This is a genomic window from Streptomyces sp. MMS24-W38 (assembly GCF_059889265.1).
Map to the genome: position 1 here is coordinate 4538190 of NZ_JCBCPP010000001.1, position 18854 is coordinate 4557043.

The window sequence follows — 18854 nt, forward strand, 5'->3', positions numbered from 1 at the left end:
CTTGTCCGTACGCGAACTGGTGGTGCTCGGCACCGCCAGCCAGGTCCCCACCCGCCACCGCAACCACAACGGTTATCTGCTGCGCTGGGACGGTGAGGGCATCCTGTTCGACCCCGGCGAGGGCACCCAGCGCCAGATGCTGCGAGCCGGGGTCGCCGCGCACGACCTGAACCGGATCTGCGTCACCCACTTCCACGGCGACCACTCGCTCGGCCTCGCCGGAGTGATCCAGCGCATCAACCTCGACCGGGTGCCGCATCCGGTCACCGCCCACTACCCGGGCTCCGGGCAGCGCTTCTTCGACCGGCTGCGCTACGCCACCGCCTACCGTGAGACGGTCGGCATCACCGAGGCGCCGGTCGGCGCCGACGGCCCGCTCGCCCGCACCGCCGGGTACACCCTGGAAGCGCGGAAGCTGTCGCACCCCGTGGAGTCGTACGGCTACCGGCTGGTCGAACCCGACGGGCGGCGGATGCTGCCCGACCGGCTCGCCGCGCACGGCATCAAGGGCCCGGACGTCGGCCGCATCCAGCGCGAGGGCACGCTCGACGGGGTCCCGCTGGAGGACGTGAGCGAGGTGCGGCGCGGCCAGCGGTTCGCGTTCGTCATGGACACCCGGCTCTGTGCGGGGGTGTACGCGCTGGCCGAGGGCTGCGACCTGCTCGTCATCGAGTCCACGTTCCTCGACGAGGACGAGGAACTCGCCGTCGAGCACGGACATCTGACGGCGGGCCAGGCGGCCCGGGTAGCGCGGGACGCGGGCGTGCGGCATCTGGTGCTCACCCACTTCAGCCAGCGCTACGGCGACCCGGAGGAGTTCGAACGGCAGGCGCGGGCCGCCGGGTACGAGGGGGAACTGACCGTGGCGCGCGATCTGCTGCGAGTACCGCTCCCCAAGCGCCGGTGAGATCGCCGTACGATATTTCGATGCCCGTACCCAAAGCCGAACTGCACCTTCACATCGAAGGCACCCTCGAGCCCGAGCTCGCCTTCGCCCTCGCCGCACGCAACGGCGTCGAACTGCCCTACGCCGACACCGACGCCCTGCGCGAGGCGTACCGGTTCGAGGATCTCCAGTCGTTCCTGAACCTGTACTACGAACTCATGGCGGTGCTGCGCACCGAGCAGGACTTCGAGGACCTCGCCGACGCCTACCTGGCCCGCGCCGCCGCCCAGGGCGTGCGGCACGCGGAGATCTTCTTCGACCCGCAGGCCCATCTGTCCCGGGGCGTCACCATGGACACGGTGGTCGACGGGCTGTGGCGGGCACTGGAGCGCGGGGAGCGGACGCACGGCGTCTCGACCCGGCTGATCATGTGCTTCCTGCGGGACGAGTCCGCCGAGTCGGCGCTGGCGACCCTGGACGCCGCCAAGCCCCACCTGGACCGGATCACCGGTGTCGGCCTCGACTCGGCCGAGGTCGGACACCCGCCGGCGAAGTTCCGCGAGGTGTACGAGGCGGCCGCCGCGCTCGGACTGCGGCGGGTGGCGCACGCCGGTGAGGAGGGGCCGCCGGAGTACATCACCGAGGCGCTGGACGTCCTCGGCGTCGAACGCGTCGATCACGGACTGCGCTGCATGGAGGATCCGGCGCTGGTGGAGCGGCTGGTGCGGGACCGCGTTCCGCTGACCCTGTGCCCGCTGTCCAACGTCCGGCTGCGCACCGTGGACACCCTCGCCGACCACCCGCTGCCCGCGATGCTCGACGCCGGCCTGCTGTGCACGGTGAACTCCGACGACCCCGCCTACTTCGGCGGCTACGCCGGGGACAACTTCGACGCGGTGCGCGACACGCTCGGCCTCGGCCCGGAGCGGCTGCGCGAACTGGCCCGCAACTCCTTCCTCGCCGCGTTCCTGGACGACGACGAGGAGCGCCGGACGCGCTACCTCGCCGAGGTGGAGGCCTACGTTTTCCCGTAGTGCCCGTAGTGCCCGTAGTGCCCGCGGTTCCCCGTAGTTCCCGCGGTTCCCGGCGTCGAGCACGTTGCCGCCGTCCCATTGACGGCCTCTGTTCGCCTATTTAACCTCTGTTCCCATGCATGGATGACGTTCGTACGGGGAGACAGCGCGGGTGGGCCTCGGTACGGGAACGGGGCCGGCGTCCCCCGCCCGCCGGCCCCGCCGACCGCAAGGCCCCGCTCGCCACCGGCCTGGACCTCGTAGGAGCTGCCCCGTGACCGTGCCGACCGCCCGCGACCTGACCGTCACCGAGGTACGGCTCACGCCGATCCTGGTCGCCGACCCGCCGCTGCTGAACACCCAGGGAGTGCACCAGCCGTACACGCCCCGGCTGATCGTCGAGATCGTCACGGCGGACGGGACCACCGGCGTGGGGGAGACCTACGGCGACACCAAGTACCTGGAGATCGCCCACCCCTTCGCCGAGCAGCTGAAGGGGCGCCAGGTCACGGATGTGAACGGCCTCTTCGCGCTCCTGGACGAGGTCTCCGTGGCGGCCTCCCGGGTGGAGAACGCCGTCGACGTCGGCGGGCTGCGCGGCGTGCAGACCGCCGACAAGCTGCGGCTGTCCATCGCCTCCGCCTTCGAGGTCGCCTGCCTCGACGCCCTCGGCAAGGCGCTCGGACTGCCCGTGCACGCCCTGCTCGGCGGCAAGGTCCGCGACGCCGTGGAGTACAGCGCGTACCTCTTCTACCGGTACGCCGACCACCCCGAGGGCGTCCCCGCCGAGAAGGACGACTGGGGCGCTGCCCTGGATCCGGCCGGCGTCGTCGCGCAGGCCCGTGCCCTCAAGGAGCGTTACGGCTTCACCTCGTTCAAGCTCAAGGGCGGCATCTTCCCGCCCGAGGAGGAGATCGCAGCCGTCCGCGCCCTCGCCGAGGCCTTCCCCGGCCACCCGCTGCGACTCGACCCCAACGGCGCCTGGTCCGTCGAGACCTCGGTCCGGGTGGCCGAGGAGGTCGGCGGGCTCCTGGAGTACCTGGAGGACCCGACGCTCGGCACCCCCGCCATGGCCGAGGTCGCCGCGCGCACCGGAGTGCCGCTCGCCACCAACATGTGCGTGACGACCTTCCCCGAGATCAAGGAGGCGTTCACCACGGACGCCGTCCAGGTCGTCCTCTCCGACCACCACTACTGGGGCGGACTGCGCAACACGCTGCACCTGGCCGCCGTCTGCCGAACCTTCGGCGTGGGCGTCTCTATGCACTCCAACACCCACCTCGGCATCAGCCTCGCCGCGATGACCCACGTCGCGGCCACCGTGCCGAACCTGCACCACGCCTGCGACTCCCACTACCCGTGGCAGTCCGAGGACGTGCTCACCGAACGTCTCACCTTCGAGGACGGCACCGTGCGGGTGTCCGACGCCCCCGGCCTCGGCGTCACCCTCGACCACGACCGGCTCGCCGCCCTGCACCGGCGATGGCTGGCGGACGACGGCGCGCTCCGCGACCGCGACGACGCGGCGGCCATGCGGGTCACCGACCCCGCGTGGGCCGCCCCGACGGTGCCCCGCTGGTGAGGCGTCCCCGGCCGTGGCGGACGGCGTGTCGTCAGTGTTGTCGGTGGATTGGTGCACACTGGCCAGAACCGCACCAGGCCAGGGAGCGCATCGTGAAGGCGTCCACCACGTCAGCCGGAGAGGGAATCACCGACAGCGCCCCCCGGGGCGTCATCGGCCACAGCGGCGTCCCGGCGGGGGCGCACGGCGTGCCCCACGTCGACCCGCTCGCCGCGCTGCGCACACCCGACGACCCGCCCTGGGACGTCCACCTCACCGGCACCGTCTTCCTCGACATCATCTTCACCGGGCTCGACTCCGCCCCGGTGCGCGGGACCGAGTCCTGGGCGCGCGGGATGGGGTCGAGCCCCGGCGGCGTCGCCAACATGGCCACCGCCCTCGCCCGCCTCGGCCTGCGCACCTCCCTCGCGGCGGCCTTCGGTGACGACCACTACGGGGAGTACTGCTGGGACGCCCTGGAGCAGGGCGAGGCCATCGACCTCTCCGCGTCGCGCACCGTGCCCGGCTGGCACTCCCCGGTCACCGTCTCCATGGCCTACGAGGGGGAGCGCACCATGGTCACCCACGGCCACGAACCGCCCCCGGAGGACCCCTCCCACCGGTCGGCCTCCAGCAGCGGCAAGCTGCTCCCGCCCGGCGCGGACCTCTCGCCCTGCCCGCCCCGCGCGCGGGGCGCGGTCGCCTCCCTCACCCCGGGCCGCAGCGAACACTGGATCGCCCGTGCCGCGCTGCAGGGAACCAGGATCTTCGGCGACGTCGGCTGGGACGACACCGGCCTGTGGGACCTCGCCGCACTGCCCGACCTGCGGCACTGCGAGGCGTTCCTGCCGAACGCCGAGGAGGCCATGCGCTACACCGGCACCGACTGCCCCCGCGCCGCCGCGCACGCCCTCACCGAGTACGTGCCGGTCGCGGTGGTCACCCTCGGCGCGGACGGGGCGTACGCCGTGGACCGGCGCACCGGGGAGAGCGCCGAGGTGCCCGCCATCGCCGTGGAGGCCCTCGACCCGACCGGCGCCGGGGACGTCTTCGTGGCGGGCTTCGTCACCGGCAGCCTGGCCGGCTGGCCGCTCGCCGACCGCCTCGGCTTCGCCGGCCTGACCGCGGCCCTCTCCGTCCAGGAGTTCGGCGGCTCCCTGTCGGCGCCCGGCTGGTCGGAGATCGCGGCCTGGTGGCGCGAGGTCCAGTCCGTCGAGGGCCAGGACCCGGCCGCCCTGAGCCGGTACGCGTTCCTCGACGACCTGATCCCCGACGGCCTGGTCCGCCCCTGGCCCCTCCGCAGAGCGGTCCCCACCATCGGCTTCGGCCGGTCCACCTGACCCACGCCCCCGGCCGTCACCTCCTGCCCACTGGTCCGCAACCGCCCCGCTGGGAAAAGGCCTACGGGGTTGTCACCCCCGCGTCGTACCCTGGGAGGCGCGAGGCCGCCCTCAGTTGCGCGGCCCTGACGAGGAGGAATCGCAGGCCTTCAGCGCCGGCCCATGACTCAGACACCCACAGCTCAGACCCCCGCGCAGGAGCAGACGAGAGTGCAGTTCACCGTCCCGGCCAAACACCCCATGGTGACCGTGCTGGGTTCCGGCGACTCCCTCCTGCGCGTGATCGAGAAGGCCTTCCCGGGGGCCGACATCCATGTCCGGGGCAATGAGATCAGCGCGGTCGGCGATGCCGGGGAGGTAGCCCTCGTCTCGCGCGTTTTCGACGAGATGATGCTGGTGCTGCGCACCGGGCAGCCGATGACGGAGGACGCGGTGGAACGCTCGATCGCCATGCTGAAGGCGAGCGAGAACGGGGAGAGCGACGGCCAGGAGACCCCGGCCCAGGTGCTCACACAGAACATCCTGTCCTCGCGCGGCCGCACGATCCGCCCCAAGACGCTCAACCAGAAGCGCTATGTCGACGCGATCGACAAGCACACCGTCGTCTTCGGCATCGGTCCCGCCGGTACCGGCAAGACCTATCTCGCCATGGCCAAGGCGGTGCAGGCCCTGCAGTCCAAGCAGGTCAACCGCATCATCCTGACCCGCCCCGCAGTCGAGGCCGGAGAGCGCCTGGGCTTCCTGCCCGGCACCCTCTACGAGAAGATCGACCCGTACCTGCGCCCGCTCTACGACGCCCTGCACGACATGCTCGACCCCGACTCCATCCCGCGCCTGATGGCGGCGGGCACGATCGAGGTCGCCCCGCTGGCGTACATGCGCGGCCGGACGCTCAACGACGCCTTCATCATCCTGGACGAGGCGCAGAACACCAGCCCCGAGCAGATGAAGATGTTCCTCACCCGGCTCGGCTTCGACTCGAAGATAGTGATCACGGGTGACGTCACCCAGGTCGACCTGCCGAGCGGGACCAAGTCCGGTCTGCGCCAGGTGCAGGACATCCTGGAGGGCGTCGAGGACGTCCACTTCTCCCGGCTGTCGTCGCACGACGTCGTACGCCACCGGCTGGTGGGCCGTATCGTCGACGCGTACGAGCAGTACGACAGCGAGCACGGCACCCAGAACGGCACGCACAAGAGCGGCGGCCGGGGCAAGTCCGGGCACAAGGGGAAGTAGACCGAGCAGCAGATGTCGATCGACGTCAACAACGAGTCCGGAACCGAGGTCGACGAGCGGGCGATCCTCGACATCGCCCGCTACGCGCTCGCGCGGATGCGCATCCACCCGCTCTCCGAGCTCTCGGTGATCGTCGTGGACTCCGGAGCGATGGAACAGCTCCACATCCAGTGGATGGACCTGCCCGGCCCGACGGACGTGATGTCGTTCCCGATGGACGAGTTGCGGCCGCCGTCCAAGGATGGCGACGAGCCCCCGCAGGGCCTGCTCGGTGACATCGTGCTGTGCCCCGAGGTCGCCGCCCGGCAGGGCGCCGAGGCACCGACGCGGCACACCATGGACGAGGAGCTGCAACTGCTCACCGTCCACGGTGTGCTGCACCTGCTGGGCTACGACCACGAGGAGCCCGACGAGAAGGCCGAGATGTTCGGTCTGCAGGCCGCCATCGTGGACGGCTGGCGCGCGGAGAAGGGCATGACCGGCCCGTCCCCCGCCCCGACCGTGTCATGAGTCCCGGGCTCGTCCTCGGCGCGATCGCCCTGATCGTCGTCGCCTGGCTGTTCGCCTGCGCGGAGACGGGCATCGCGCGCGTCTCCGGCTTCCGCGCCGAGGAGGCCGTGCGTTCCGGCCGCCGGGGCAGCGCCGGGCTCGCGAGGATCGCCGCCGACCCCACCCGCTACCTCAACGTGGCGCTGCTGGTCCGCGTCGGCTGCGAGATGGCCGCCGCCGCGCTGGTCACCTACGCCTGCCTCCGGCAGTTCGACGGCACCGCCGAGGCCCTGCTGATCGCCATCGCGGTCATGGTCCTCGTCTCGTACGTCGCCGTCGGCGTCTCCCCGCGCACCATCGGCCGCCAGCACCCGATGAACACGGCCACGGCGGCGGCGTACGTCCTGCTGCCGCTGGCCAGGATCATGGGGCCGATCCCGTCCCTGCTGATCCTCATCGGCAACGCGCTCACCCCCGGCAAGGGTTTCCGGCGCGGCCCCTTCGCCTCCGAGGCGGAACTGCGCGCGCTGGTCGACCTCGCGGAGCAGGAGTCGCTGATCGAGGACGAGGAGCGCCGCATGGTGCACTCGGTCTTCGAACTGGGGGACACCCTGGTCCGTGAGGTCATGGTCCCGCGCACGGACCTGGTGATGGTCGAGCGCTACAAGACCATCCGCCAGACCCTCACCCTCGCCCTGCGCTCCGGTTTCTCCCGGATGCCGGTGACCGGCGAGAGCGAGGACGACATCGTCGGCATCGTGTATCTGAAGGACCTGGCCCGCAAGACGCACATCAGCCGGGACGCGGAGAGCGAGCTGGTGTCCACGGCGATGCGGCCGGCGTTCTTCGTGCCCGACACCAAGAACGCCGGCGATCTGCTGCGCGAGATGCAGAAGGACCGCAACCACGTCGCCGTCGTCATCGACGAGTACGGCGGCACCGCCGGCATCGTCACCATCGAGGACATCCTCGAGGAGATCGTCGGCGAGATCACCGACGAGTACGACCGGGAGATCGCGCCGGTGGAGGAGCTGGGCGAGGACCGCTACCGGGTCACCGCCCGTCTCGACATCACCGACCTCGGCGAGCTGTACGGCCTGGAGGAGTACGACGACGAGGACGTGGAGACCGTCGGCGGACTGCTCGCCAAGCTGCTCGGCCGGGTGCCGATCGCGGGCGCGTCCGCCGTGGTCGGCCTGCCCGACGAGCGCCGACTGCGGCTGACGGCGGAGGCGGCGGCCGGCCGCCGCAACAAGATCGTCACCGTGCTGGTGGAGCCGGTGGCGCCGGGAGACCCGGGGGAGCCGGTGGACCCGTCCCGGGTCGAGGAGGAGCCGACGCGATGACCCCGGAGGACCTGCGTGCCCTCTGTCTCTCCTTCGACGCCGTCGTGGAGGACTTCCCGTTCGACCCGGAGACCTCGGTCTTCAAGGTCCTGGGCAAGGTCTTCGCACTGACGGCCCTGGATGCCGAGCCCCTGACCGTCAACCTCAAGTGCGACCCGGAGGACGCGATCCGGCTCCGCGCCGAACACCCGGACCTGATCGTTCCCGGCTACCACATGAACAAACGCCACTGGAACACCGTCACGGTGGACGGCACCCTCCCCGACCGCCTGGTCAGGGAACTGGTCGAGGACTCCTACGACCTGGTCGTCGCCGGCCTGCCGCGCGCCGACCGCCTCCGCCTCGACCGCCCCTGAGACGGGCTCCGTATGCTCAGGTCCATGACCGACAGCAACGCGCTCGACCCCGAGGACCACAAGATCGTCACCCTGGCCCGTTCCGCGCGGGCCCGTAACGGTGTGCCCGAGGGGGCCGCCGTACGGGACGAGAACGGGCGGACCTATGTCGCGGGGACCGTGGCCCTGGACTCCCTGCGGCTGACCGCCCTGCAGACGGCGGTGGCGATGGCGGTGGCGTCCGGGGCGAAGTCGTTGGAGGCGGCGGCCGTGGTGACGACGGAGGAGTCGGTGCCGGACGCGGACCTCGCGGCGGTACGGGACCTCGGCGGCCCCGGGACCCCGGTGCTGCTGGCCGGCCCGGACGGGACGGTCCGGGAGACACTTGCCGCGGGATGATCCCCCGCAAGGTGTTACCGGCGGTAAATGGGCCGGATTTCCACCTTGTCGTTGCCTCGCCTCCCGCGCATCAATGGAACCGTTGATTCCGACGGGCCGTCAGACCCGGTCCGTCGGACCCCTTCGTCTCGTGCAGCGTCACCGCTCCCACCTGCCCGAGCGCTTCCCCCCACGGAAAGGGAACCGGACTCCATGAGAGGCACACGAATCGGCACCGGCGCGTCCCTGGTCGCCGCCGTGGCGGCCTGCGGGCTCGCCTTCGCCCCCTCCGCCGCCGCCGTCGCCCCCAGGACGGCGACCGTCAACGCCGACTGCGGAAGCCGGGGCGGTGGTGCCGCCACCCTCACGGCCACCCAGAGCGGCACGTCCGCCACCGTCACCATCAACACCTCCGTGGTCACCGCGCCCCTCGCGATCAGCAAGGACTCGCTCGTCTCGCAGCTCACCCTGGTCAAGGCCGGCGGCGGCACCACCGTCTTCAAGGGCACCAAGAACCCGGCCATGGCGACCGGGGACGCCCTCGAGGTCGGCCCGCTCTCCGGGACCGTGGCCTCCGGCGACAGCCTGGAGGCGTTCGGCGGCACGCTGAAGGTGACCGCGTTCGGCTTCATCACCATCACGTGCACGACCGGCGGACCGCAGTCACCGGGCCCGTTCGTCTTCGACTGATCCCCGGCCGCCGCTCCCCGGTCCCTGCTCACCGGTCCTCACCGGTCCGGGCACCCCACCGGGTGTCCGGACCGGTGGGGTGTCCGGACCGGTGCGGGCGGGTGGTACGGCGGGGCCTTGGGGATCAGGGAGAATGGGCGGCATGAGTGTTCGTACCCAGTCATCCGAGCAGCCCGCCGAAGCTGTCCACCGGGCCGGCTTCGCCTGCTTCGTGGGCCGCCCCAACGCGGGCAAGTCCACCCTCACGAACGCTCTGGTCGGGCAGAAGGTGGCGATCACCTCCAACCGGCCGCAGACGACCCGGCACACCGTGCGCGGCATCGTCCACCGCCCCGAGGCGCAGCTGATCCTCGTCGACACCCCCGGCCTGCACAAGCCGCGCACGCTGCTCGGCGAGCGGCTGAACGACGTGGTCCGCACCACCTGGGCCGAGGTCGACGTGATCGGCTTCTGCCTTCCCGCGGACCAGAAGATCGGCCCCGGAGACCGCTTCATCGCCAAGGAACTGGCCGGGATCAAGAAGACCCCGAAGGTCGCCATCGTCACCAAGACCGACCTGGTGGACAACAGGACCCTGGCCGAGCAGCTCATCGCCGTCGACCGGCTGGGCCAGGAGCTGGGCATCACCTGGGCGGAGATCGTCCCGGTGTCGGCGACCACGGACAAGCAGGTCGACCTGCTGGCCGACCTGCTGATCCCGCTGATGCCCGAGGGCCCCGCCCTCTACCCCGAGGGCGACCTGACGGACGAGCCCGAGCAGGTCATGGTGGCGGAGCTGATCCGCGAGGCCGCCCTGGAGGGCGTCCGCGACGAGCTGCCCCACTCCATCGCCGTGGTCGTGGAGGAGATGCTGCCCCGCGAGGACCGCCCCGCCGACAAGCCCCTCCTGGACATCCACGCCAACCTGTTCATCGAGCGCACCAGCCAGAAGGGCATCGTCATCGGCCCCAAGGGCAAGCGCCTGAAGGACGTCGGCATCAAGTCCCGCAAGCAGATCGAGGCCCTCCTCGGCACCCCCGTCTTCCTCGACCTGCACGTGAAGGTCGCCAAGGACTGGCAGCGGGATCCGAAGCAGTTGCGGCGGCTGGGGTTCTGACGCGGGTGGGTGTTTCGGCGAGCGTCTGGGGGGCGTCGGCATCAGGTCGCGCAAGCAGGTCGAGGCCCTCCTCGGCACCCCGCCGCGCGGCGGTAGCCGCATGTCGATGCGGCCTCGACCTGCACGTGAAGGCCGCCAAGGACTGGCAGCGGGATCCGAAGCAGTTGCGGCGGCTGGGGTTCTGACGCGGGTGGGTGTTTCGGCGAGCGTCTGGGGGGCGTCGGCACCGGTCGCACGCCCGCCGCGCACAGGTCGTCGACCAGCCGGTCGTAGAAGTCCAGGCCGCCCTTCGCCCGCACCCGCGGCCAGGAGACCGAGAAGCGGTACGCGTCCACCCCCAGTCCGGCCAGGAGCGCCACGTCCTCGCCGTGGCGGTGGACGTGGTCACAGGCCACCGCCGCCGTCGAGCCGTCCCGCACCCGCCCCGGCTCGGCGCTGAACTCGTCCCACACGGACGGCTCGCGTTCGTCCACCGCGCCCTCGATCTGGTGCGCCGAGGTCGACACGCCCCACAGGAAGCCGTCCGGGAAACGGGGGATCGGGTTCGTCGTCGCCATGGCACGGATCATCCGCACCGACCGCTGTCCGAGTCAACGCCCTTGCGGGGAAGGGTGGTTACGCTCCCTCCTTGAGCACTCTGCTGATCAGCGTGCGTTGTTCCTCGGTCAGCAGGGGGTCCGCGCAGTACACCGACCGCCCGTCCACCGTGATCCGGTAGCTGAAGCCGTCCGGCACCCCGGCCGGCGGCGCGCCCCGGCCGGCGGCCACGGCCCCCTCGGCCAGGGCGTGCCACTCGGGCGCGTCGGCCCGTCCCGAGGTGTCCACCTCGGCCTGCCGCTCGATACCGGCGAATCCACCGGTGCGTGTCACCTGAATGCGCATGGTTCTGTGTCTAGTACGGAACTACAGCGTCCGCACTCCCACCCGCTCCCAGGCCTTCGACACCGCCCGCAGCTCCTCGCCCTCCCCGAACCGGGCCCGCGCCGCCTGCACCGTCAGCGTCGCGAAGTCCGTGAACTGCGCGTCCTGCGTCAGCTCGCCGCCGGTCAGCACGTCGTACCAGACCTGCCCCGCCCGCTCCCAGGAGTGTCCGCCGAGGGTGGTGGCGGCGAGGTAGAAGGCGTGGTTGGGGATGCCGGAGTTGATGTGGACGCCGCCGTTGTCGCGGCCGGTGCGGACGTAGTCGTCCATCGTCGAGGGCTGCGGGTCCTTGCCGAGGACGTCGTCGTCGTACGCGGTGCCCGGCTCCTTCATGGAGCGCAGCGCCTTGCCGGTGACCCGCGGGGCGAGCAGCCCCGCGCCGATCAGCCAGTCGGCCTCGCCGGCGGTCTGGCCGAGCGTGTACTGCTTGATCAGGGAGCCGAAGACGTCCGACACCGACTCGTTGAGCGCGCCGGACTGGCCGAAGTAGTCCAGGTTGACGGTGTACTGGGTGACGCCGTGCGCGAGTTCGTGGCCGATGACGTCGATGGGGATGGTGAAGTCGAGGAAGATCTCCCCGTCCCCGTCGCCGAAGACCATCTGATCGCCGTTCCAGAAGGCGTTGTTGTAGTCCCGGTCGTAGTGCACGGTGGCGACCAGCGGCAGCCCGGCGCCGTCGATCGAGTCGCGGGAGAACGCCCTCAGGAAGAGTTCGAAGGTGGCGCCGAGGCCCGCGTAGGCGCGGTTCACGGTGGCGTCCTTGCCGGGCTCCTCACCCTCCCGGCGGGCCGCCGCCCCGGGCAGCTTCGTGCCGTGCCGGGCGTCGTGGACGGTGCGGTGCGGCTTGCCGGACTCGGCCGCGGCGAGCGGGGCGACGGCGGCGGCGCCGACGACCGTGGTCAGGCGGCGCTGGGTGCGCTCGTAGGCGTCACGCTGGAGGGTGCGGCGGGCGGGTCCGGCGAGTGCGGGGTCCTCGGCCTGCGCGAGCCGGTCGAGGACGTGCGGCGGGACGATGGTGCAGAAGACGGGCTCGAAGCCCCCGTTGGTGGTCATGTCCGGCACCTTTGCACTGTGTGACGACTCTGTCACCATCCGCAACCGCGATTGGTGAAAAGTGCGGTCGATCCCTGCGGTCGGATGCCTTGGAGTGGTATACGGCACTTTTTGTCCCGATCCTCCCTCTGGTCCCGCATACTGATACGGACGCTCGCACGGGCCCGTGTCTCGGTTAAGCTGCGCAGCATCATGCGTTTCGGGCTGCTTCTCCTTAGCTGCCGCGGTGAGGGTCTGCAGTAGGCCGACCCCCTCCCCGCGGAGTTTGGCGCTGCGCCGTCGGCCGTCCCTTTCCGGTCTCATCCCGGATCACCGCGGACCCTCGAGGAGCCCACGCACCATGGTCAACCGCCAGCAGCCCAGTTCCATGCCGATCCACAAGTACGGCCGCTACGAGCAGGTCGACATCCCCGACCGGACGTGGCCGGGCAACCGGATCACCACCGCCCCCCGCTGGCTCTCCACCGATCTGCGCGACGGCAACCAGGCCCTGATCGACCCCATGTCGCCCGCCCGCAAGCGCGCGATGTTCGACCTGCTGGTCAAGATGGGCTACAAGGAGATCGAGGTCGGCTTCCCGGCCTCCGGCCAGACCGACTTCGACTTCGTGCGCTCCATCATCGAGGACCCGGACGCCATCCCCGAGGACGTCACGATCTCCGTGCTGACCCAGGCCCGCGAGGACCTGATCGAGCGTACGGTCGAGTCCCTGAAGGGCGCCCGCCGCGCCACCGTGCACCTGTACAACGCCACCGCCCCGGTCTTCCGCCGCGTGGTCTTCCGCGGCTCCAAGGACGACATCAAACAGATCGCCGTCGACGGCACCCGCCTGGTCGTGGAGTACGCCGAGAAGCTGCTGGGCCCGGAAACGCACTTCGGCTACCAGTACAGCCCCGAGATCTTCACCGACACCGAGCTGGACTTCGCGCTGGAGGTCTGCGAGGCGGTGATGGACGTCTACCAGCCCGGTCCGGGCCGCGAGATCATCCTCAACCTGCCGGCGACCGTCGAGCGCTCCACCCCCTCCACCCACGCCGACCGCTTCGAGTGGATGGGCCGCAACCTGTCCCGCCGCGAGTACGTCTGCCTGTCCGTCCACCCGCACAACGACCGCGGCACGGCCGTGGCCGCCGCCGAGCTGTCCCTGATGGCCGGCGCCGACCGCGTCGAGGGCTGCCTGTTCGGGCAGGGCGAGCGCACCGGCAACGTCGACCTGGTCACCCTGGGCATGAACCTGTTCTCCCAGGGCGTCGACCCGCAGATCGACTTCTCCGACATCGACGAGATCCGTCGCACGTGGGAGTACTGCAACCAGATGGAGGTCCACCCGCGCCACCCGTACGTGGGCGACCTGGTCTACACGTCCTTCTCCGGCTCCCACCAGGACGCCATCAAGAAGGGCTTCGACGCCATGGAGGCCGACGCGAAGGCCCGGGGCGTCACCGTCGACGACATCGAGTGGGCGGTGCCGTACCTGCCCATCGACCCCAAGGACGTCGGCCGCTCCTACGAGGCCGTCATCCGCGTCAACTCGCAGTCCGGCAAGGGCGGTATCGCCTACGTCCTGAAGAACGACCACAAGCTGGACCTGCCGCGCCGCATGCAGATCGAGTTCTCGAAGATCATCCAGGCCAAGACGGACGCCGAGGGCGGCGAGGTCACCCCGGCCGACATCTGGTCGGTGTTCCAGGACGAGTACCTGCCCAACCCGGACAACGCCTGGGGCCGCATCCAGGTCAAGAACGGCCAGTCCACCACCGACCGGGACGGCGTCGACACGCTCACCGTCGAGGCCACCGTCGACGGTGCGGCCACCGTGCTGACCGGCAGCGGAAACGGCCCGATCTCCGCGTTCTTCGCGGCCCTGCAGTCCATCGGCGTCGACGTACGGCTGCTCGACTACCAGGAGCACACGATGAGCGAGGGCGCCTCCGCGCAGGCCGCCTCCTACATCGAGTGCGCCATCGGCGAGAAGGTCCTGTGGGGCGTCGGAATCGACGCGAACACCACGCGCGCCTCGCTGAAGGCGGTCGTCTCGGCCGTCAACCGGGCGGCCCGCTGAACAGCTGCTCCGAGAGGTCCGGGGGTCCCGCCCGCCGTTTCCGGCGGGCGGGACCCCGTCGGTTACCGGCCAATCCCCGTGCGGGTCACGGGAAGGTCTCGTGCGAGGTACTGACGAAGACTCTTCGATGTGGCTAACATCACGCAAGCGCGGCGATGAGGCCGGGGCGATGTGGAGGTGCGACGTGCTGCCAGGACGGGGACCCGACGGCCGTGCCGCTGTCACCAGACTCTCGCGCCTGCTGGGAACCCGGACCGCGTGGACGGCCGTCGGCGACGGGGAGTTCTTCTGCCCCGGTTGCGGCGGCGACCGCAACTACCGGCGGCTGACCGGACAGCGCCGCTTCATCCTCCTCGGCGTGCCCGTGGTGCCGCGCGGCACGGCCGGCCCGGTCGTCGAATGCGCGGCCTGCCTCCGCCACTTCGGCACCGACGTCCTGGACCACCCCACCACCACCCGCTTCTCCGCGATGCTCCGCGACGCCGTCCACACCGTCGCCCTCGCGGTGCTGGCCGCGGGCACCTGCTCGCGGGCGTCCCTGGAGACCGCCGTCGCCGCCGTCCGCGCGGCCGGCTTCGACGACTGCACCGAGGACCGGCTGGCCGCGCTCGTCGAGGCGCTGGCCGCCGACACCGGCCGCTTCACCGGCGAGCCCTGCACGGCGGGTCTCGCCACAGAACTCCACGAGGCCCTCGACCCGCTGGCCCCGCACCTCGCCGCCCCGGGCCGCGAATCGATCCTCCTGGGCGGTGCCCGCATCGCCCTCGCCGACGGCCCCTACACCCCCGCCGAACGCGATGCCCTCGCCACGGTCGGCGCGGCCCTCACCATCTGCTCGACCGACGTGACCCGCCTGCTGACGGCGGCCCGGACACCGTCCTGACCGCTCGGGGCCGGCCCGGCTCAGTGGAACCCGGTGAGTTCGAGGTGCATGACCAGGCGGTCGTGGCCGGGCCCGAAGTAGTTCCTGCGCAGGCCCGCGTCGGGCTGTTCGGGGCGGAAGCCCAGGGACCGGTAGAGCAGTATGGCCGCGTGGTTGGCAGGTTCCACCGTCAGGCGGACCAGTTCGATCCCGCTGTCACGCAGCCGCGCCAGGACCTCCAGCATCAGCTCCCGGCCCAGTCCGTGGCGGCGGCGCTCCTCGGCCACGCACAGGCCGAGGATCCAGCTCTCCCGGTTGAGCACCGTGGTCCCGGCCAGGACGTAGCCGCGCAGGCGTCCCTCGCCGTCGTCGAGGACCAGGAGGTGTTCGGCGTACATGTCGTAGAGCTGGCGCAACAGGAACGCGGGGTACGCGACCTCCTGGAAGACCGCCTCGTCGAGCCGTTGCAGTTCGGGCAGGTCGGACTCCTGTGCCGTCCGCGGGACCAGGGGCCGCAGGTCGGGGAACGGGTCCGGTTCCCCGAGACACCCACGGCGGTCCAGGGCGTGCTCCAGCGGTTCGGCGGTCATGCCACCCCCCAGTCGAGACGTTCGGGATGTGCGGACGTCAACACGACAGCTCCGACGCGGTTCACACTCAAGGAGTAGGAGCCCCGGTGGCGCCGGTGGTTTCGCCTCGCTAGAGTGAGCGCCCAACTCGCCTCATGCAAGGACGAGTTCATATTTGTCGGCGATGTGCTGTCGTGCGCCCGTCGTGCGCCTGTTCTTCGGGGTCGGCCGGTTTTGGACTCTCTGCGCGTTTCGCGTCGGCTTACCGCGTGAATCCCGTCATATGCTGTTTCGCCTGCCGATGTTCACGGGGCACGAGCGCAGGGCGCACAGTCTTGTCCGACACTGATGGGAATACGACAGGGTGATTATGGATCGCAACGCCGATGCGCCGTGGTCGCAGTTCGATCCTGAGGTGTACGTCGACCTCAATTACCGCACACCACTCGAAGTCGATCTCCTGATCGTGCGCTTGATGCGCGACTACTTCAGCAGCTGCTTCGTCCGGGGCGTCCCGGACTCGATGCGCGGTGTCGACGTCGGGGCCGGCGCGAACCTCTATCCGGGCCTGGCCATGCTCCCGTGGTGCGAGAAGATCGTCCTGCTCGAGTACGCGCAGCCGAACGTCGAGTACCTGGAGCGGCAGACGGCGCCCGGGGGCTACGACGAGGCCTGGGACGCGTTCTGGAACGAGCTGAGCGAGGCTCCCGCCTATGCCGATGTCAAACCGAAGGACCGGATCAGCGAGATCGTCCGCGTGGAGCGGGCCAACCTGCTGGACCTCGATGGACAGCGACGCTGGGACATCGGGACGATGTTCTTCGTCGCCGATTCGATGTCGGAGTGCCCCGACGAGTTCCGGCGGGGCGTGCGGTGCTTCATGGACGTGCTGAACGAGGAAGCTCCGTTCGCCGCCGCGTTCATGAAGGAATCCGCTGGATACCGCGTTGGCGAACACTGGTACCCGGCCTACCGGGTGAACGTGGACCAGGTCCGGGAGAGCCTGGAGCCCTTCACCTCCGAGCTGGAGATCCATGATCTGCACCATATGGTGCGGCCGGGCCACGAAGGAATCATCCTTGCCCTGGGACGGCGCAATTCGGAGATTGTGGCCCCCTAGGAACGGGGACCATGTCTGAACACAGGACAACGAGATCTGTACGGGGGTGCGGGGATGCAGATCAAGCCGCGGCAGCATCTGCTGGATATCTGGCGAGCCGCGGCCCGTCATTCGTTCGACGACGGGAAACTCGTCTGGGGGGACACCGAAGGGCTGAGCAGCGTCGCGGACGCGGAACGGCTGCTCTGCCTGCTGTACCCCGCCACCGAGGTTCCCGCGTTCCGCCTCGACCAGCCCGACACCACGGAGAGGGACGTCCTGGGGGCGTTGGAGCGGCTCGGCAGCCGACTGGAGATCCCTCCCAACCTGATCACCGCGCTGGCCCAGTTCATGCGCACCCACACAGGGCCGGACGAAAGCCCCACCTTCGCCGGTGGGCACTACTTCAGGACGGATGACCCCCAGCGGGAACTCACCCACGAACAGAGCCAGTTGGGTGTCGTCGACTCCTATTCCATGTCCGTCACGCTCTGCCTCGCCACCCTGGGATTCCTCAAGGTCTACGAGAACAGCACCACCCGTCCCGAGATGCGCAGGGCGGTCGGTGAGCTGAGAGAGGCCACCAGTCGCAGGCTGACCGCCGCGATGATCAGCCTGCTGCGTTCCTTCACCGTCAACGTCTTCGACGCGGAGTCCGAACAGGGCCGGCGGCTGATCCAGGTCATCGGACAGGGCGGGCAGTCCGACCGGGCCGTACTCCAGCAGTTCTCCCGCCGGTTCCGGCCGCTGCGCGCCACGATCATCGAAAGCCTCAGCCGCGGCATCCAGGTCGACGAGAGCATCCGGGACGAGAGCCAGCTCTTCGAGTGCGGCTGGGCCTGGAGTGTGGTGAAGGACGCGCCGACCATCACCGACCTGAGCGTCCAGGCGCCCGGCCAGCCCGACGGCATCGCCGACCGGCTGCCCTACGTGTACTTCACCGTGGTCGCCCTGGACGGTATCCAGGACCTGTTCTCCGAGCGCACCCTCACCCTGGGGCTGCTCGACACCGACCAGCAGAAACTCGCCGAGGCCCTACGCCTGCGCTGGGAACTCAGCCAGCAGTACTGGTCGGCCATCGCCCGATTCGGAGCCGGGCGCTGGCCCCTGGAGGACCTTCCCTGGCAGACCACCGGCCTGCGGCTGGAGTCGGAGTACTTCTCCCTGACCGTCGCGGCCATCCTCGTCCACGACCTGGTCCGCCGGAAAGCCACCGACGACGACCTCACCCGCACCGTCTCCGTCATGGAGCGCCTCGCCGACCGCGGCCGGGTCACCAGCCGTATGACCAGGAACGATCCCGCGGTCGGGCTGCACAACCCCGGGGTCACCATGCCACTCGCCGGATCGGAACGGTCCGGCGGGCCGCTGCAGTGGCGGATGACCGATTTCTCGGCGCAACTCCTCAAGCGGATCATCCAGCTCGCGGAGCTCTCCCGGAACGTCGACGCACAGGACCGTCTGCTGCGCCTGGCCGAGCAGGCATTCGAGCACCTGTGGAACCGGCGGATCGAGGAGGGTGAGGGGGCAGGCCTCTGGGACAACGCGCGGGCCGTCTTCCCGGACTCACGCGTCGGCCGGCGCCTCTCCTGGAGCATCACCGAACGTGTCACCGAGTGTCTGATCGCCGCGCGCAACCTGTACGAGCAGCAGCCCATCCGCAGTCCCGAACTCGCTCAGCTGGCCCGTGAGCTGCTGAGCGAGGCCACCCATCTGTTCGGTAAGGAACAACTGGAGGCCTCGACCACCGCCGAGGGGAGCCGGGGCCGGGCCATGCGGAGCATCGAGAGCCGGCTGGACCGCGCCCGGAGCCTGGTCGACGACCGGCCCGCGACCGCGTTCGCGCTGGCCCTGCCCGTGCTCCAGGAACTCGACACCCTGGCCCAGGCCCGGGGCGCCGCCGCACAGGAGGTGTGAA

The 18854-nt window shown here is 70.4% G+C and carries 18 protein-coding genes and 1 pseudogene; 15 read left to right on the forward strand and 4 right to left on the reverse strand.

Features of this window, described 5'->3' with window-relative positions; all coding sequences use genetic code 11:
- Position 1 precedes the first annotated feature (1 nt).
- The 11 genes from AC6F7H_RS19550 to era all read left to right on the forward strand — a co-directional run bounded on the left by AC6F7H_RS19550 (position 2) and on the right by era (position 10370).
- Positions 2–907, forward strand: a complete 906-nt coding sequence (locus tag AC6F7H_RS19550; RefSeq protein ID WP_363032321.1) for a ribonuclease Z — start codon at positions 2–4, stop codon at positions 905–907.
- Between the two features lie 20 nt (positions 908–927).
- Positions 928–1920: an adenosine deaminase gene (locus tag AC6F7H_RS19555; protein ID WP_500758228.1), complete on the forward strand. Its 993-nt coding sequence runs from the start codon at positions 928–930 to the stop codon at positions 1918–1920.
- A 259-nt stretch (positions 1921–2179) separates the two neighbouring features.
- Positions 2180–3481, forward strand: a complete 1302-nt coding sequence (locus AC6F7H_RS19560; protein WP_500761945.1) for a glucarate dehydratase family protein — start codon at positions 2180–2182, stop codon at positions 3479–3481.
- A gap of 152 nt (positions 3482–3633) precedes the next feature.
- Positions 3634–4800: a carbohydrate kinase family protein gene (locus tag AC6F7H_RS19565; protein ID WP_500761947.1), complete on the forward strand. Its 1167-nt coding sequence runs from the start codon at positions 3634–3636 to the stop codon at positions 4798–4800.
- 162 nt (positions 4801–4962) lie between these two features.
- Positions 4963–6036, forward strand: coding sequence for a PhoH family protein (locus AC6F7H_RS19570; protein ID WP_500758229.1), 1074 nt, complete (start codon positions 4963–4965; stop codon positions 6034–6036).
- 12 nt (positions 6037–6048) lie between these two features.
- Complete coding sequence (gene ybeY / locus AC6F7H_RS19575; RefSeq protein WP_363032313.1) at positions 6049–6546, forward strand: rRNA maturation RNase YbeY; 498 nt, start codon at positions 6049–6051, stop codon at positions 6544–6546.
- A complete protein-coding gene (locus AC6F7H_RS19580) occupies positions 6543–7871 on the forward strand; it encodes a hemolysin family protein (protein ID WP_500758230.1) in 1329 nt (442 codons plus the stop codon). The genes ybeY and AC6F7H_RS19580 overlap by 4 nt, the downstream gene beginning before the upstream one ends.
- Positions 7868–8227, forward strand: coding sequence for an MmcQ/YjbR family DNA-binding protein (locus tag AC6F7H_RS19585; RefSeq protein ID WP_500758231.1), 360 nt, complete (start codon positions 7868–7870; stop codon positions 8225–8227). Before AC6F7H_RS19580 ends, AC6F7H_RS19585 begins: the two co-directional genes overlap by 4 nt.
- A gap of 24 nt (positions 8228–8251) precedes the next feature.
- Positions 8252–8605 carry a cytidine deaminase-like protein gene (locus AC6F7H_RS19590; RefSeq protein WP_500758232.1) on the forward strand — a complete coding sequence of 118 codons (354 nt, stop codon included), beginning with the start codon at positions 8252–8254 and terminating at the stop codon, positions 8603–8605.
- A 192-nt stretch (positions 8606–8797) separates the two neighbouring features.
- Positions 8798–9274 carry a hypothetical protein gene (locus tag AC6F7H_RS19595; RefSeq protein ID WP_500758233.1) on the forward strand — a complete coding sequence of 159 codons (477 nt, stop codon included), beginning with the start codon at positions 8798–8800 and terminating at the stop codon, positions 9272–9274.
- Between the two features lie 142 nt (positions 9275–9416).
- Positions 9417–10370: a GTPase Era gene (gene era, locus AC6F7H_RS19600; RefSeq protein ID WP_500758234.1), complete on the forward strand. Its 954-nt coding sequence runs from the start codon at positions 9417–9419 to the stop codon at positions 10368–10370.
- A gap of 218 nt (positions 10371–10588) precedes the next feature.
- On the opposite strand, the pseudogene AC6F7H_RS19605 reads toward era, so the two are convergent.
- The 3 genes and pseudogenes from AC6F7H_RS19605 to AC6F7H_RS19615 all read right to left on the reverse strand — a co-directional run.
- Positions 10589–10939: pseudogene (locus AC6F7H_RS19605) on the reverse strand (family 1 glycosylhydrolase); the annotation flags it as partial.
- 46 nt (positions 10940–10985) lie between these two features.
- Positions 10986–11252: a protealysin inhibitor emfourin gene (locus AC6F7H_RS19610; protein ID WP_500758235.1), complete on the reverse strand. Its 267-nt coding sequence runs from the start codon at positions 11250–11252 to the stop codon at positions 10986–10988.
- Between the two features lie 21 nt (positions 11253–11273).
- Entirely contained in the window at positions 11274–12344 is a 1071-nt protein-coding gene (locus tag AC6F7H_RS19615; protein WP_500758236.1) for a M4 family metallopeptidase, read from the reverse strand.
- Between the two features lie 340 nt (positions 12345–12684).
- Between AC6F7H_RS19615 and leuA the strand changes: the two genes are divergently transcribed.
- Together leuA and AC6F7H_RS19625 are read left to right on the forward strand one after the other, a co-directional pair.
- Positions 12685–14406, forward strand: coding sequence for a 2-isopropylmalate synthase (gene leuA / locus AC6F7H_RS19620; protein ID WP_500758237.1), 1722 nt, complete (start codon positions 12685–12687; stop codon positions 14404–14406).
- 184 nt (positions 14407–14590) lie between these two features.
- The gene (locus tag AC6F7H_RS19625) at positions 14591–15289 is read left to right on the forward strand and encodes a TerB family tellurite resistance protein (RefSeq protein WP_500758238.1); all 699 of its coding nucleotides are present in this window, start codon (positions 14591–14593) and stop codon (positions 15287–15289) included.
- Between the two features lie 20 nt (positions 15290–15309).
- On the opposite strand, the gene AC6F7H_RS19630 is transcribed toward AC6F7H_RS19625, so the two are convergent.
- The gene (locus tag AC6F7H_RS19630) at positions 15310–15858 is read right to left on the reverse strand and encodes a GNAT family N-acetyltransferase (RefSeq protein WP_500758239.1); all 549 of its coding nucleotides are present in this window, start codon (positions 15856–15858) and stop codon (positions 15310–15312) included.
- 349 nt (positions 15859–16207) lie between these two features.
- Between AC6F7H_RS19630 and AC6F7H_RS19635 the strand changes: the two genes are divergently transcribed.
- Together AC6F7H_RS19635 and AC6F7H_RS19640 are read left to right on the forward strand one after the other, a co-directional pair.
- Positions 16208–16957 carry an SCO2525 family SAM-dependent methyltransferase gene (locus AC6F7H_RS19635; protein ID WP_500758240.1) on the forward strand — a complete coding sequence of 250 codons (750 nt, stop codon included), beginning with the start codon at positions 16208–16210 and terminating at the stop codon, positions 16955–16957.
- A 54-nt stretch (positions 16958–17011) separates the two neighbouring features.
- Entirely contained in the window at positions 17012–18853 is a 1842-nt protein-coding gene (locus AC6F7H_RS19640; RefSeq protein WP_500758241.1) for an SCO2524 family protein, read from the forward strand.
- Position 18854 lies beyond the last annotated feature (1 nt).

What these genes read in the sequence shown, in the direction of transcription:
- AC6F7H_RS19595 (WP_500758233.1), top strand. Translation starts at nt 8,798, where the DNA reads ATGAGAGGCACACGAATCGGCACCGGCGCGTCCCTGGTCGCCGCCGTG.
- ybeY (WP_363032313.1), top strand. Translation starts at nt 6,049, where the DNA reads ATGTCGATCGACGTCAACAACGAGTCCGGAACCGAGGTCGACGAGCGG.
- AC6F7H_RS19610 (WP_500758235.1), bottom strand. Translation starts at nt 11,252, where the DNA reads ATGCGCATTCAGGTGACACGCACCGGTGGATTCGCCGGTATCGAGCGG.
- AC6F7H_RS19555 (WP_500758228.1), top strand. Translation starts at nt 928, where the DNA reads ATGCCCGTACCCAAAGCCGAACTGCACCTTCACATCGAAGGCACCCTC.
- AC6F7H_RS19580 (WP_500758230.1), top strand. Translation starts at nt 6,543, where the DNA reads ATGAGTCCCGGGCTCGTCCTCGGCGCGATCGCCCTGATCGTCGTCGCC.
- AC6F7H_RS19590 (WP_500758232.1), top strand. Translation starts at nt 8,252, where the DNA reads ATGACCGACAGCAACGCGCTCGACCCCGAGGACCACAAGATCGTCACC.
- AC6F7H_RS19585 (WP_500758231.1), top strand. Translation starts at nt 7,868, where the DNA reads ATGACCCCGGAGGACCTGCGTGCCCTCTGTCTCTCCTTCGACGCCGTC.
- AC6F7H_RS19635 (WP_500758240.1), top strand. Translation starts at nt 16,208, where the DNA reads ATGGATCGCAACGCCGATGCGCCGTGGTCGCAGTTCGATCCTGAGGTG.
- AC6F7H_RS19640 (WP_500758241.1), top strand. Translation starts at nt 17,012, where the DNA reads ATGCAGATCAAGCCGCGGCAGCATCTGCTGGATATCTGGCGAGCCGCG.
- AC6F7H_RS19570 (WP_500758229.1), top strand. Translation starts at nt 4,963, where the DNA reads ATGACTCAGACACCCACAGCTCAGACCCCCGCGCAGGAGCAGACGAGA.
- era (WP_500758234.1), top strand. Translation starts at nt 9,417, where the DNA reads ATGAGTGTTCGTACCCAGTCATCCGAGCAGCCCGCCGAAGCTGTCCAC.
- AC6F7H_RS19615 (WP_500758236.1), bottom strand. Translation starts at nt 12,344, where the DNA reads ATGACCACCAACGGGGGCTTCGAGCCCGTCTTCTGCACCATCGTCCCG.
- AC6F7H_RS19630 (WP_500758239.1), bottom strand. Translation starts at nt 15,858, where the DNA reads ATGACCGCCGAACCGCTGGAGCACGCCCTGGACCGCCGTGGGTGTCTC.
- leuA (WP_500758237.1), top strand. Translation starts at nt 12,685, where the DNA reads ATGGTCAACCGCCAGCAGCCCAGTTCCATGCCGATCCACAAGTACGGC.